The organism is Serratia sp. SA088 (assembly GCF_049065515.1).
Lineage (GTDB): Bacteria > Pseudomonadota > Gammaproteobacteria > Enterobacterales > Enterobacteriaceae > Serratia > Serratia nematodiphila.
Genome location: NZ_JBAKGW010000002.1, coordinates 86,203 through 100,382, shown reverse-complemented (window position 1 = coordinate 100,382; position 14,180 = coordinate 86,203). Strand labels below are relative to the sequence as shown.

12 protein-coding genes are annotated in these 14,180 nt (G+C 61.4%); 3 read left to right on the top strand and 9 right to left on the bottom strand.

Annotation, left to right across the window (positions count from 1 at the left end):
- Positions 1-77: 77 nt before the first annotated feature.
- A complete protein-coding gene (locus tag ACOWVD_RS05340; RefSeq protein WP_273890418.1) occupies positions 78-1,265 on the bottom strand; it encodes a benzoate/H(+) symporter BenE family transporter in 1,188 nt (395 codons plus the stop codon).
- 115 nt (positions 1,266-1,380) lie between these two features.
- Between ACOWVD_RS05340 and ACOWVD_RS05335 the strand changes: the two genes are divergently transcribed.
- Positions 1,381-1,944, top strand: a complete 564-nt coding sequence (locus ACOWVD_RS05335; RefSeq protein WP_015377747.1) for a helix-turn-helix domain-containing protein — start codon at positions 1,381-1,383, stop codon at positions 1,942-1,944.
- A gap of 194 nt (positions 1,945-2,138) precedes the next feature.
- A complete protein-coding gene (locus ACOWVD_RS05330; RefSeq protein ID WP_164095041.1) occupies positions 2,139-4,232 on the top strand; it encodes a prolyl oligopeptidase family serine peptidase in 2,094 nt (697 codons plus the stop codon).
- Between the two features lie 75 nt (positions 4,233-4,307).
- On the opposite strand, the gene dtpA is transcribed toward ACOWVD_RS05330, so the two are convergent.
- The 5 genes from dtpA to rsxD all read right to left on the bottom strand — a co-directional run bounded on the left by dtpA (position 4,308) and on the right by rsxD (position 9,487).
- Positions 4,308-5,822: a dipeptide/tripeptide permease DtpA gene (gene dtpA / locus ACOWVD_RS05325; protein ID WP_021505447.1), complete on the bottom strand. Its 1,515-nt coding sequence runs from the start codon at positions 5,820-5,822 to the stop codon at positions 4,308-4,310.
- Positions 5,823-6,426: 604 nt separating this feature from the next.
- Entirely contained in the window at positions 6,427-7,068 is a 642-nt protein-coding gene (nth, locus tag ACOWVD_RS05320) for an endonuclease III (RefSeq protein ID WP_004938407.1), read from the bottom strand.
- Positions 7,068-7,766 carry an electron transport complex subunit E gene (locus ACOWVD_RS05315; protein ID WP_049240173.1) on the bottom strand — a complete coding sequence of 233 codons (699 nt, stop codon included), beginning with the start codon at positions 7,764-7,766 and terminating at the stop codon, positions 7,068-7,070. The genes nth and ACOWVD_RS05315 overlap by 1 nt, the downstream gene beginning before the upstream one ends.
- Positions 7,763-8,392, bottom strand: coding sequence for an electron transport complex subunit RsxG (rsxG, locus tag ACOWVD_RS05310; protein WP_421105492.1), 630 nt, complete (start codon positions 8,390-8,392; stop codon positions 7,763-7,765). Before rsxG ends, ACOWVD_RS05315 begins: the two co-directional genes overlap by 4 nt.
- A gap of 9 nt (positions 8,393-8,401) precedes the next feature.
- On the bottom strand, positions 8,402-9,487 hold the full coding sequence (gene rsxD, locus ACOWVD_RS05305) for an electron transport complex subunit RsxD (RefSeq protein WP_048323269.1): 1,086 nt from the start codon (positions 9,485-9,487) through the stop codon (positions 8,402-8,404).
- A 365-nt stretch (positions 9,488-9,852) separates the two neighbouring features.
- Here rsxD and ACOWVD_RS05300 point away from each other — a divergent pair, with 365 nt between their 5' ends.
- Positions 9,853-10,746: a helix-turn-helix domain-containing protein gene (locus ACOWVD_RS05300; RefSeq protein ID WP_049240172.1), complete on the top strand. Its 894-nt coding sequence runs from the start codon at positions 9,853-9,855 to the stop codon at positions 10,744-10,746.
- Positions 10,747-10,779: 33 nt separating this feature from the next.
- Here the strand turns inward: ACOWVD_RS05300 and rsxC are convergent, their stop codons facing one another.
- From rsxC to rsxA, 3 genes are read right to left on the bottom strand one after another with little or no spacing between them, the layout of a single operon-like run.
- Positions 10,780-12,981, bottom strand: coding sequence for an electron transport complex subunit RsxC (gene rsxC, locus ACOWVD_RS05295; RefSeq protein WP_421117821.1), 2,202 nt, complete (start codon positions 12,979-12,981; stop codon positions 10,780-10,782).
- Positions 12,974-13,546 carry an electron transport complex subunit RsxB gene (gene rsxB, locus ACOWVD_RS05290; RefSeq protein WP_004938428.1) on the bottom strand — a complete coding sequence of 191 codons (573 nt, stop codon included), beginning with the start codon at positions 13,544-13,546 and terminating at the stop codon, positions 12,974-12,976. Before rsxB ends, rsxC begins: the two co-directional genes overlap by 8 nt.
- On the bottom strand, positions 13,546-14,127 hold the full coding sequence (rsxA, locus tag ACOWVD_RS05285) for an electron transport complex subunit RsxA (protein WP_004938443.1): 582 nt from the start codon (positions 14,125-14,127) through the stop codon (positions 13,546-13,548). Before rsxA ends, rsxB begins: the two co-directional genes overlap by 1 nt.
- Positions 14,128-14,180: the final 53 nt, after the last annotated feature.

Genomic DNA, 14,180 nt, shown 5'->3' with positions numbered 1-14,180 from the left:
CTTATTAGGTGAATTGACGGTCAGACGACAGAGAAAGTGAAGGCGCCACGGCGTCGCTTGTCAATGTGGACCGCCCGTTACGCCTCGGAGGTTCGCCGCGGCAGCGACAGCAGCAGATGAGCGATGGCGCCGCCGACAATGCCCCAGAAGGCCGAACCGATGCCGAGCAGCGTGACGCCGGAGGCGGTGATGAGGAAGGCGATCAGCGCCGCGTCGCGCTGTTTTTCATCATGCAGCGCGCGTTGCAGGCTGCCGCCGATGGTGCCGAGCAACGCCAGCCCGGCGATGGTGTGGATCAAGGCGACCGGCAACGCGCTGAACAGCAGGCCGATGGCGCCGCCGAACAATCCGGCCAGCAGGTAAAAGCCGCCGGCGGCCACCGCGCCCATATAGCGCCGCTGCGGGTCGGGATGCACGTCCGGCCCCATGCAAATGGCGGCGGTAATGGCGGCGATGCACACCGAGAAACCGCCGAATGGCGCCAGCAGCAGCGCGGTCAGCGCCGTCCAGGCGATCAGCGGTGAGGTGGGGACACGGTAACCCGCTGCCTGCAGCGTAGCGATCCCGGGAGCGTTCTGTGAAGCCATGGTCACCACGAAGAAAGGCACGCCGATGCCGAGCAGCGTCGGCCAGCTGAAATGCGGCGCGATAAATTCCGGCACGGCGAACGCCGGCGTCTGTTGCGTCAGCTGGATATCGCCCTGCAGCGCGGCGATCGCCAGCCCAATCGCCAGCGTCAATACGATGGCGTAGCGCGGCAGGTAACGGCGGCTGAGCAGATAGGTCAGCCCCATACCGGCGCTGAGGAGGAAATTGAGCTGTAGCGAAGTGAAGGCGTCCAGCCCGAAACGCAGCAGGATCCCCGCCAGCATCGCGGCGGAAATTGCCTGCGGAATATAATCCATCAGGCGAGCGAACAGCCCGGTGACGCCGCACAGCAGGATCAGTCCCGATGCGAAGATAAACACCCCGATCGCCTCGTTGATCGGCGTGCCGGGCAGGCTGGTGACCAGCAGCGCCGCGCCGGGCGTCGACCAGGCGGTGAGGATCGGGGTGCGATAGTAAAGCGACAGCCCGAGGGAAGTGACGCCCATTGCGATCCCAAGTGTGCTCAGCCAGCCGCCGATCTGCGCCGGCGTAGCGCCCGCGGCGGCGGCGGCCTGGAAAATGATGGCGGCAGAGCTGGTGTAACCGACCAGAACGGCGACAAAGCCGGCCATGATGGCGGGCAGGGTCAGATGACGCAGGGTGACGGCAGGGCGCATGAGCAGCTCCAATCGGTGGTTGTGCGTTATAACGCACGGCAAGAAATCAGCATAGCACCGTGCGCTATAGCGCACAAGCGGGTATAATCGGGCACGATACGCAGAGGAGAACAGGATGCAGGAACTGGCCGGCCATTTGGCGCACACCCTTCGCACGCTGCGCGCACAGCGCGGCTGGAGCCTGACGCAGGCGGCGGAATACACCGGCGTCAGCAAGGCGATGCTCGGGCAGATTGAACGCGGCGAGTCCAGCCCGACGGTGGCGACGCTGTGGAAGATCGCCACCGGTTTCAACGTGGCGTTTTCCGCCTTTCTTGAGGCCTCACCCGCCCAGCAGCAGGCGACGTTGCACCGCTATGGCGATCTGCCGGTATACGATCAGGACAACGCCGACATGCGCGTGGTGCCGCTGTTTCCCTACGATCGCCAGCTGGGTTTCGATATGTTCGTCATCGATCTCGCGCCGGGTGCGCTCAGCGAATCGTCGCCGCATGAGCCGGGCGTGATCGAGCATGTGATCGTGATCAGCGGCCGATTAGAATTGGCGATAGACGGCGCTTGGCACAGCCTGGCGGCCGGCGAGGCGATGCGCTTTCAGGCCGATCGGCCGCACGCTTACCGCAATGCCGGTTCGCAAACGGTGCGCATCCACGATCTGATCCACTATCCTCAATCCTGATTCAACGCGGCGGCCATGGGCTTTGACTCCGCGCCGCCAAACGCCTACCTTGTTGAAAATGACTCTTATTTCACAGGCTGTCGCCCATGACGGGGCGGCGTTGCAGCCGACTCAAAAGGAGCTTGATTTTGCCGGTCACCAATCGACGTCAGTTCATTAAACTCAGTGCGCAAACCGCAGGAGCCGTATTCGCGATGACTTCATTACCTAACAGTATCCGCCTGGCGATGGCGGCGGAGGGCGGCGCGGCCGCCGGCGATGAATTCCTGTGGCTGGAAGAGCTGCAGGGTAAAAAAGCGCTGCACTGGGTGCAGCAGGAAAATCAACGCACCGTGGCACGTTTCGGTCAGGGCGAAGACTTTCAGCGCATTGAGCGCGAAGTCCTGGATATCCTCAATAAAGACACCCAGATCCCGTGGGTGAGCAAACGCGGCGAGTACTATTACAACTTCTGGCAGGATCAGGCCAACCCGCGTGGCCTGCTGCGGCGCACCACGCTGGACGAGTACCGCAAGGCCAAACCGGCTTGGGAGACGGTGCTGGATATCGATGCGTTGGGCAAAGCGGAGGGCAAGGATTGGGTTTATCAGGGCTCGCAACCGCTGGCGCCGGAATACCGTTATTGCCTGATGCAGCTGTCGCCGGACGGCGGTGACGCCACCGAAATCCGCGAATTCGATCTGGTTGCCAAACGTTTCGTCAAAGACGGTTTCAACGTGCCGGTGGCGAAAAGCCGGGTTTCCTGGGTCGATCGGGACACGCTGTTCATCGCCACCGATTTCGGCCCCGGCTCGATGACCCAGTCCGGCTACGCGCGCATCGCCAAACGCTGGCGGCGCGGTACGCCGCTGAGCGCCGCCGAAACGCTGTATGAAGCGCAGCCCGAAGACATGGCGGTCTTCGCCTATCACGACCGCACGCCGGGCTTTGAGCGCGATTTCGTCGGCCGCAGCCTGGACTTCTATCGCCGTGACTATTTCTTGCTGGCTCAGGATGGTCGGCAGAAAAAAATCGACATCCCGTCCGACGCCGAGCTGGACACGCATCGGGAATGGCTGCTGATCAAACCGAGCAGCGACTGGGAAGTGGGCGGCAAGCGTTATCCGTCCGGCGCGCTGCTGGCGGCCAACTTCGATGACTATCTGGCGGGCAAGCGCGAACTGCAGCTGCTGTTTACCCCGACGGCGGAGCAGGCGCTGAGCGGCTACAGCGGCACCCGCGATCACCTGATCCTCAGCATCATGGATAATGTGGTCAACCGGCTGGAGGTGCTGACGCCGCAGGGCGGCAGCTGGCAGCGTCGTCCGCTGGGCAACCCCGGCGCCATCAGCACCCTTTCCGCCGGCGGCATCGACGAAGAGAGCAACGCCTATTTCCTGACCGTCAGCGGGTTCCTGCAGCCGACCTCGCTGTATATGGGCAATCTCGACGGCGGTAAGGCGACGCTGTTGAAACAGGCGCCGCAGGACTTTGACGCCGCCGGCTATCAGGTCAGCCAGCATTTCGCGCGCTCCAAGGACGGCACCCGCGTGCCGTATTTCCAGATCGCCGCCAAAGATCTCAAGCTGGACGGCAGCACGCCGACGCTGCTGTATGGCTACGGCGGGTTTGAGGTGCCGCTGTTGCCGGGCTATCTCGGCGGCAAGGCGCCGGCCTGGCTGGAGCGCGGCGGGGTGTACGTGGTGGCCAACATCCGCGGCGGCGGCGAATACGGCCCGGCCTGGCATCAGGCGGCGCTCAAGCAGAACCGCCATCGCGCCTATGAGGATTTCGCCGCCGTGGCCGAAGATCTCATCGCACGCAAGGTGACCTCGGCGCCGCATCTCGGCGCACGCGGCGGCAGCAACGGCGGCCTGCTGGTGGGCAATATGCTGACGCTGTATCCGCAGCTGTTCGGCTGCATCGTCTGCGAAGTGCCGCTGCTGGACATGCAGCGCTATACCCAGCTTTCCGCCGGCGCGTCGTGGATCGCCGAATACGGCGATCCGAGCAAGCCGGAGGAGTGGACCTACATCAAGACCTTCTCGCCATACCACAACATTCAGGCGCAGACGGCCTACCCGCCGGTGCTGTTCTATACCGCGACCAGCGATGATCGGGTCAACCCGGCCCACGCCCGCAAAATGGCGGCGCGCATGCAGGCGATGGGGTATCAGCAGGCCTATTTCTATGAAAATACCGAAGGCGGGCACAGCGCCGCCGCCGACAAGCACCAGGCGGCGTTCCACAGCGCACTGGTAAGCGAATTCATGTGGGCCAACCTGAGCGGCAAACCCAAGTCAGCGTAAGCCTTTTTCTTGCGGCATAAAAAAACACCGGGGCGTTAACCCCGGTGTTTTTATTTACGCTCAATCCGCCGGCGGTCAGCGAGCCGCAGTGGCTTCCTGCGCTTGCCGATTGGCGTCTTCGGTGGTGTCCAGCGTCATGCGGTACAGCTTCGGCGCGGTCAGCATCATCAGGATAGCGATGACGGCGGTGACGATGCCGATCTGCATAAACACATGGCTGTAGATGGCCAGCGAAGCGTGCGCGTCGTTGATGTCGCTTGGCACGGCGGTCAGACCGGCAACCTTACCGGCGATCAGCGCGGCGGCGGCGGTAGTCAGGAACCAGGAGCCCATGATGAAGCCCATCAGACGCTGTGGCACCAGTTGTGCCACCATCGCCAGACCCAGGCCGGAAATCATCAGCTCGCCGATGCTCTGCAGCGCGTAGCTCAGGATCAGCCAGTTGACCGACACGATGCCCTGTTCGTTGGCGAAGCTGGCGCCCCATGGCAGCACCAGGAAGGCGCAGGAGCAGAGGATCATGCCGAAAGCGAACTTGTGCGGCATCGGCAGGCGATCGCCCATTTTGTTATACAGCGCGGCCAGAATTGGGCTGGCGAGCATGATCCAGAACGGGTTCAGCGCCTGATACTGCTCCGGCTCGAAGGCGACGCCGAAGATGCTGTGTTCCACGTTATGGATGGCGAAGAAGTTCAGCGAGGTTGGCATCTGGCTGTACAGCACGAAGAACACCACCGCTTCCAGCATCAGCAGGAAGGCGACGATCATCTTGCGGCGTGCGGCGCCGTGCAGGGCGAAGGTTTCCTTGGCGAACACCAGAACGATACCGGCGGAAACGAGGGCCAACGCCCAGCGCGCGATCACCTGGTTGTGCAGCAGCCAGCTGGACACGGCGATCAACGCCACGATGCCGACCAGCACCATCAGCAGCTTCGGCAGATGCAGCGGCTTGAAGTCAGGTCTGGAGCCGTTTTCCTTCACCCACTTGTGGCACATCATAAAGTTGACCAGGGTGATCAGCATGCCGACCACGCTCAGGGAGAACGCCACGCTCCAGCCGTATTTCGCCGCCAGCCACGGGGTGGCCAGCATGGAGAAGAAGGAACCGATGTTCACCGACATGTAGTACATGGTGAAAGCGCCGTCGATGCGCGGGTCATCTTTCTCATAGCAGGTGGACAGCAGGGAGGACGGGTTAGCCTTGAACAGGCCGCTGCCCACGGCGATGGTCGCCATGCCCATGTAAACCCAGAAGATGTCGTGGCCGGAGTAGGCCACCATGGCGTAACCGGCGGCCAGCACCAGTGCGCCGAGCACGATCACGCGTTTGGCGCCCAGCACCTTGTCGCCCAGCCAGCCGCCGATGGCGACGAAGCCGTATACCAGGGCGCTGAAAGAAGAGAACAGGGTGATGGAATCGGCTTCGCTCATGCCGAGCATCTTGACCAGATAAACCGCCATGATGCCCTGCAGGCCGTAATAGCCGAAACGCTCCCACAGTTCGATCGAGAAGATCAGGTAGAACGCTTTCGGTTGTTTGAACGCGTTAAGGCTAACGCTCTCCGGGTGTTGGTTGTTTGCTGTTGACACTGGTACCTCTGTTTTTTCGCAGCCCGTCTTTGGAGGACGGGAAAGTACAAAAGTTGATGCGGAACGGCATCCTTTTGCGTTGTTATAGGATGGGGACGGCGGTTAATGTTCACTATCTTTGTCAACGTGGCAAGCAGTTTGTCATATTCGGTTACATTTAACGCTCGCAGGATTATGCTGCGATGTTGCAAATGTTATGCAGTATTAACTTTCGGGTTTTAATGGTTTGCCGATTTTTTGTTTTGATTAAAAGCTATACGGATTTTAAGCAGGGATATATTCTGCTGAATTGCTATTTTTTAGCGCATCAGTGTATGTGTGGTTGTTAATCCATTGGAATGTTGTGCATATGCAGCGTTTTGTAAAATTATAGAAATTTAGGAAAACGGGACTGGCATTTGTGAACGCCTTGTGATCCTGAAAGCGTGACGTTCACCGCAATTTTTGACTAATTTTTCGCTTGAAAATAACGCGGCACTGAGTTTTTCACTGAAAACCGCGATAACGCCGGGGTTACTGCTGCGCGATATCACATTTCCGATAAAAAAGAGGCGCTGGCGGGGGGAGTGGCGGCGACGGGGGCGGTTTGCCGCACCCGTCAGACTCAGGATTCCGGATAAACCTTCTCTTTATACTCGCACAGATCTTCGATGATGCAGGAGCCGCAGCGCGGTTTGCGCGCGATGCAGGTGTAGCGCCCGTGCAGGATCAGCCAGTGGTGGCAATCGACCTTGAATTCGGCGGGCACCACCTTCAACAGCTTCTCTTCCACCTGATCGACGTTCTTGCCCGGCGCGAAGTGGGTGCGGTTGCACACCCGGAAGATGTGGGTGTCCACGGCGATGGTCGCCCAGCCGAAGGCGGTATTGAGCACCACGTTGGCGGTCTTGCGGCCGACGCCCGGCAGCGCTTCCAGCGCGGCGCGATCTTCCGGCACTTCGCCGCCGTGCAACTCCAGCAGCATACGGCAGGTTTTGATCACGTTTTCGGCCTTGCTGTTGAACAGGCCGATGGTCTTGATGTACTCCTTGACGCCATCAACCCCCAGCGCCAGCATGGCGGCGGGGGTGTTGGCGACCGGGTAAAGTCTGGCGGTCGCTTTGTTGACGCTCACGTCGGTGGCCTGCGCAGACAGCAGCACGGCAATCAGCAGTTCAAACGGCGTGGTGTACACCAGCTCGGTGGTCGGGTGCGGGTTGTTGTCGCGCAGCCGGGTCAGAATTTCCAGTCGCTTCTGCTTGTTCATCAGGCCTTCTCAGCACGTCCTTGTTCCAGCAGCGGTTCCGCCGCCGCGGCGCGGGCTTTGCGCGCCTTCATTTTTTCGTCGATCAGATACTTGACCGCCAGCAGCAGCCCCAGGCCGATAAAGGCGCCCGGCGGCAGCATCGCCAGCAGGAATGGGCTGTCGAAATGCACCACTTCGATGCGCAGCGACTTGGCCCAGCCGCCCAGCAGTTGGTCGGCGCCGTCGAACAGCGTACCGTTGCCCAACAGTTCGCGCATCGAGCCCAGCGTCACCATCACGCCGGTGGCGCCAAGGCCGATGGCCATGCCGTCCAGCGCCGAGAGGCCGACCGGCTTCTTGGCGGCCACCGCTTCGGCGCGGCCGACCACGATGCAGTTGGTCACGATCAATGGAATAAAGATGCCGAGCGACTGATACAGGCCGAAGGCATAGGCGTTGATCAGCATCTGCACGATGCTCACCACCGCGGCGATGATCATCACGTAGATCGGAATACGCACTTCGCTTGGCACCCAGCGGCGCACCGCGGAGATGGAGGCGTTGGTCAGAGTCAGCACCAGCGTGGTGGCCAGCCCCAGGCCCAGCGCGTTGGTGACGGTGGAGGTCACCGCCAGCAACGGACACATGCCCAGCAACTGCACCAGGGCGGAGTTGTTTTTCCACAACCCCTGAACGATCAATTCTTTGGCTTCACTCATTCGGCGGCTCCACACGCAGGTAAGCTTTCAAGTTTAGGCGGCAGCGTTTCCATATACAACGCCGTGCGGCGCACCGCATTGACCACCGCCCGCGGGGTGATGGTCGCGCCGGTGAACTGGTCGAATATGCCGCCGTCTTTCTTCACCGCCCAGCGCTTATCGTCCGGGCCTTCGATTTTCTTGCCGCTGAAGAAGGAAATCCAGTCGGAAATGCGCAGTTCAATTTTGTCACCCAGCCCAGGCGTTTCGTGGTGTTCAATCACCCGGGTGCCGAGCACCGTGCCGTTGAAATCGGCGCCGACCAGCAGCTTGATGGCGCCGGAGTAGCCGTCCGGCGCGGTGGTTTCCAGCGCGGCAGCCGTCGGCTGCCCGTTTTTGCGCGCCAGGTACAAGCGGTGCGGCGCGCCGTCGCCCAGCGCCGGATCGCTGACCAGCAGGCATTCGTTCTGCATGATGTTGTCGTAGTTTTCCGGCGGTACCACCTGATCGAGCAGCGCTTTTTGCTGCAGCGCCGCCTGATGGGCGATGGTGGTTTTCGTCAGGGCGTAAACCACGGCGGTCAGGCCGGTGGTGACCGCCGCAAACACCGCCAGCGTGGTGCCGTGCTTTCTCATGGAATTCAGCATGGCGGCTCCTTAGCGATGGCCGTACACGCGCGGCTGCGTGTAGTGGTCGATTAACGGGACGGTGATGTTGGCGAGCAGCACGGCGAAGGCCACACCATCAGGGTAGCCGCCATAGACGCGGATCAGCCAGACCAGCACGCCGATCAGCGCGCCGTAGATTAAGCGGCCCTTCGGCGTGGTGGAGGCGCTGACCGGATCGGTGGCGATAAAGAACGCACCCAGCATGCTGGCGCCGGAGAACAGGTGGATCAGCGGCGAAGCCTGATGCGCCGGATCGATCCACCAGGCCAGACCGGAACAGAAGGCGATGGCGGCCAACATGCTGAAAGGGATTTGCCAATGGATCAGGCGGCGCGCCAGCATAAACAGGCCGCCGGCCAGGAAACCGAGGTTGACCCACTGCCAGCCGATACCGGCCAGCGCGCCGCCGAACAGCGGCTGCTGCAACACCTGTTCCACGCTGTGGCCGCTGCGCAGGCCGGTTTTGAAGCCGTCGAGCGGCGTGGCCTGGCTGATGCCGTCCACGCCCATTTGCAGTTCGTGCAGCGTCGCGCCCTGTGCGGTATGGCCGCTGAAAATCGCCAGCAGCGTGTCGTGGAGCGACAGCGCGGCGGCGCGCAGTTCATCCGGCGGCAGCCAGCTGGTCATCTGCACCGGGAAGGAGATGAGCAGCACTACGTAACCGACCATCGCCGGGTTGAACGGGTTCTGCCCGAGGCCGCCATACAGCTGTTTGGCGATAACGATGGCGAAGAAGGTGCCGATGACGATCATCCACCACGGCGCCAGCGGCGGCAGGCTGATGCCGAGCAGCAGCGCGGTCAGCAGGGCGGAGTTATCCGCCAGCCGGCTGCGCACCGGCAGCTTGCGCAGCCTGAGGATCGCGCCTTCTGCAGCCAGCGCGACGATCGCCGCCAGCGCCACCTGAATCAGCACGCCGTAGCCGAAAAACCAAATCTGCGCCGCAATGCCGGGAATGCACGCCAACATGACCCATAGCATAATGCGGCTGGTGCTTTGCTGGTTGTGGGTGAAAGGCGAGCTGGCGATGTGTAAGCCTTTGGCGGCTGTGGGTGATACCGGCCTGAACTTCATAGAGTAACGATACCTTCTGCGCCGCGCCTGCGGCAGTTTCGATGCGCCATACTGCGGGCGCGGCAAAAATGATAGCCGAGCATTCTACCTGATTCGATGCGAGGGTAATACGCCTTAATGATAGGGGTATTCGGCTTTCCGCACATCTGGCGATCGGGGTGGCGCGATTTGATTTTTTTTTGGCCGGGAAATGGGCTAACGTGAGGAATTGTCAGTGGAACTTGCGCCGTCATCGACCGCGGGAAATGGGGTAAACGTCTGAATGAGATATCATTTTTCTCCAGATTTCCGCACAAAATAACAACTTTCACATAATCCGTGTAGGTTACTATCGCGAACATTATTGAGTCAGTGAATCCATAATAATGACAAATGAAGACATTTTTTTTATTGAAGAGCTAATTGAGTGGGTGGAGATACATCTGGAGAAACGGCCAAACCTGGATGAAGTCGCGCGTATTTCGGGCTATTCCAAGTGGCATCTGCAGCGTAAATTCAAGCGTATTACCGGCATTCAACTCGCCACCTATATCCGTTCGCGCATCCTGACGCGCGCCGCGGTGGCGTTGCGCATTACTCGTCGCTCCATCATCGATATCTCCGATGAGCTGGGCTTCGACTCTCAGCAGACCTTTACCCGCATGTTCAAGCAGCGCTTCGGCACTACCCCCAATCGCTACCGCTCGATGGAGCACTGGGACGTGAAAAACCTGATGCCGCGCTTTAACTTCGAAGCCAGCTACGGCGCCGGTTATTACCCGGAAGTGAAGCGGCTGACGCTGCCCGACATGCAGCTGGTCGGCTTCACGCGCCGGCTGGATTTCGCCTCCGAACAGGAGCTGGAGTACTCTTCCTGCATGGCGATGAAGGACGAGATTTTCAACGACTTCTTCAAGGGGCTGCACGTCGACTGTCGGCGGATTTACAGCATTTACTCCCCTCATGCCGGGGAGGGCGATGAGCTCTCATCAACGCTGGTGATGGCGGTCGATCCTGAACACAGAAAGGATATTCTTTCCAACCATCAGATAGACACCTTCCATTTGCCGAGCCGCGAGTTTATCTCTATCAACCATAAGGGGTCGGCGAAAGAGTGTTTGCAGTTTTTCGGCTACCTGATGTCGCATGTGATGCCGGGGTTGAAGGATAAAGTGCACGGCAGTATGGAAATGGAGATCATTCAAACCAAAGAGTGGAATCCTGAATCCAAACTGCGTCAGATTGAAGTGGATTACACCTACCTGATTTCTATCGATTAAATGGCGCCTGGCGTCAGCCAGGCGCCGCTATCATTATTTGTCTTCCGTTTCCGCCGCCAGCGATTCTCTGGCGGCTTTTTTGGCTTTGGCGCGGGCGATAGCCGCSGCGACCGCCGCCTTGCGCGGATCTTCTTCGGCGGCAGCCGGCGCCGGTTCCGTCGGTGCAGGGGCATCCGCCTGCTGCGCCGCTTTCTTGGCCTTGGCGCGGGCGATAGCCGCCGCGACCGCCGCCTTGCGCGGATCTTCTTCGGCKGCAGCCGGCGCCGGTTCCGYCGRTGCAGGGGCATCCGCCTGYTGCGCCGCTTTCTTGGCTTTTACGCGRGCCAGTGCCGCCGCGACCGCCGCCTTGCGCGGATCTTCTTCGGCGGTAGCCGGCGTCGTTTCCGCCGGAGCAGGGGCATCCGCCTGCTGCTCTGCCTTTTTGGCCTTCACGCGCGCCAGGGCGGCCGCAACGGCCGCTTTACGCGGATCGTCCTCTGTTGCCGCCGGGGCGGAGTTGTTTGCCGCCGGCGCCTCTTTGCGCGCTTTCACGCGGGCCAGCGCCGCGGCCACGGCGGCTTTACGCGCGTCGTCGCCGGCGGTCGCCGGTGGCGCTTCCGTTTCCACCTCGGCAGCCAGCTGGGCACGACGTTCGCGCGCCTGCGCTTTACGTGCTTCGCGGGCAGCGATCACCTCGCTGTTATCCGGCTGCTGGCCGTTGACCGGCGTAACCGCCGCTTCGGCATTCTTGCTGCGCACGCGCGCCAGCGCGGCCTGCACTGCGCCCTGATCGTCGTCGGTCAGTTTGACGGCGGCCTTTTTATGTCGCTCTTCACGCGCCAGTTTTTCACGCTCCAGACGCGCCAGCTTGGCCTCGTAACGCGCCTTGGCCTCGGCGGTGCGCGCCGCTTCCAGATCGATAGCCTTGATTTCGGCCTTTTCCTGCCGGTAGTACTGTACCAGCGGGATATTGCTGGGGCAGACGAACGCGCAGGCACCGCATTCGATGCAGTCGAACAGGTTATGGTTGCGCGCCTTGTCGTGCTCCTGCCCGCGGCTGAACCAATACAGCTGTTGTGGCAGCAGCCCGGCAGGGCAAGCGTCTACGCACAGGCCGCAGCGGATGCAGGACTGCTCCGGTTCCTGCGGCGTCATTTCATCCACCGTCGGCGCCAGAATGCAGTTGCTGATCTTGACGATTGGCACGTTCAGCGCGGGCAGGGTGAAGCCCATCAGCGGGCCGCCCATGACCACCATCTGCTGCGCCTGCGGGCGGAAACCGACGAAGTCGAGCAGGTGCTGCACCGGCGTGCCGATGCGAGCCCACAGATTGCCGGGGCGCTCGATCGCCTCGCCGGTCAGGGTCACTACGCGCTCAATCAGCGGTTCGCCGTCGACGATCGCTCGCTTGATGGCGAAGGCGGTGCCGACGTTTTGCATCAATACGCCGATAGCGGAGGAGTGCTTACCGTGCGGCACTTCCTTGCCGGTCAAAATTTTGGTCAGCTGCTTGGCGCCGCCGGACGGGTATTTGGTCGGGATGACGCGCAGCGCAATGCCGGGCTGGCCGCGCAACGCCTGTTTCAGCGCCGCGATTGCCTCCGGTTTATTGTCTTCGATGCCGATCAACGTGAGCTTGGGTTGCAGAATGTGTTGCAGGATCTGCGTGCCTTCAATGATCTGATCGGCATGTTCCTGCATCAGACGGTCGTCGGCGGTAATGTAAGGCTCACACTCGGCGGCGTTGAGGATCAGCGTTTCCACGCCGCTCATGCCGCCTTGCAGTTTGCTGGCGGTCGGAAAACCTGCGCCGCCCAGGCCGGCGATGCCAGCCTGATGAATACGTTGAATCAGTTCCGCGGCGGGCGATTGGCGATAGTCCGCCACCGGATCGCGCTCGCACCAGCGGTCTTCCCCGTCTGCCTCGATAATCACGCACAGCTCCGTCAGCCCGGACGGGTGCGCGGTGATGTGCGGCGTAATGGCGCTGACGGTGCCCGAGGTCGGGGCGTGCACCGGCACGGTGCGGCCGCGGCCGACGGTCAGCGGCTGGCCTTTCAACACCCGATCGCCGGCGCTGACGCACAGCTCGCCTTCCGGCCCCAGATGCTGTTGCAGCGGAATGATAAAGGTCTTGGGCAGGGGCGCGACACGCAGCGGCGCACCGCTGGACTGCGTTTTCATTTCCGGTGGATGGATCCCGCCGTCGAAATCCCAGATCCGGTCTTTTTTAAAGGCGGCGAACAGATTAAGCATGTTGCTCCACGTGGATCACTTGCACCGGGATCGTCTTCATGTCCCACTTCCAGTTGGCGGTGGTGGTAGCGACCGGTCTCATTTCAATACAGTCGGTAGGGCAAGGGGCGACGCACAGATCGCAGCCGGTACAGAGGTCGGTGATGACGGTATGCATGGCGCGGGTGGCGCCGACGATGGCGTCCACCGGGCAGGCCTGAATGCACTTGGTGCAGCCGATGCAGTTGGCCTCGTCGATATAGGCCACTTTACGCTCCGGCTCGGCGGCGGCTTCGCTGCCCAGCGGCTGCGGCTCGACGTTGAGCAGCTCCGCTAGTTTCAGCATCACCTGTTCGCCGCCCGGCGCGCATTTGTTGATCATCTCGCCGTTGGCCACCGCCTCGGCATAGGGGCGACAGCCGGGGTAGCCGCACTGGCCGCACTGGCTCTGCGGCAGGATCGCATCGACCTGCTCGGCGACCGGATCCTCTTCCACCTCAAAACGGCGCGCGGCGTAGCCCAGCACCAGTCCGAACAGCAGCCCGAGCGCGCTTAGAGCCGCGATAGCTATCCACAACGCAGTCATTAGAATTTCACCAGCCCGGTAAAGCCCATAAAGGCCAGCGACATCAGCCCGGCGGTGATCAGCGCGATCGAGGAGCCGCGGAACGGCGCCGGCACGTCGGCCACCGCCAGACGTTCGCGAATGGCGGCGAACAGCACCATCACCAGCGAGAAACCGGCGGCGGCGCTAAAGCCGTAAACGGCGGACTGCAGGAAGTTGTAGCCGAGGTTGACGTTAAGCAGCGCCACGCCCAGCACCGCACAGTTGGTGGTGATCAGCGGCAGGAAGATGCCCAGCAGGCGGTAGAGCGCCGGGCTGGTTTTGCGCACTACCATCTCGGTGAACTGCACGACGACGGCGATCACCAGAATGAAGGAGAGCGTGCGCAGGTACACCAAATCCAGCGGAACCAGAATAAAGGTGTTGATCACCCAGGCGCTGACGGAGGCCAGCGTCATGACGAAGGTGGTGGCCATTCCCATGCCGATGGCGCTTTCCAGCTTCTTGGAAACGCCGAGGAACGGGCACAGGCCAAGAAACTTCACCAGAACGAAGTTGTTCACCAGTACGGTGCCGACAAACAGGAGCAGGTATTCGGTCATTGCGATGCCTAAAAAAATAAAAGCCGCCTATTATCGGGAATCGGCGGCCGGAC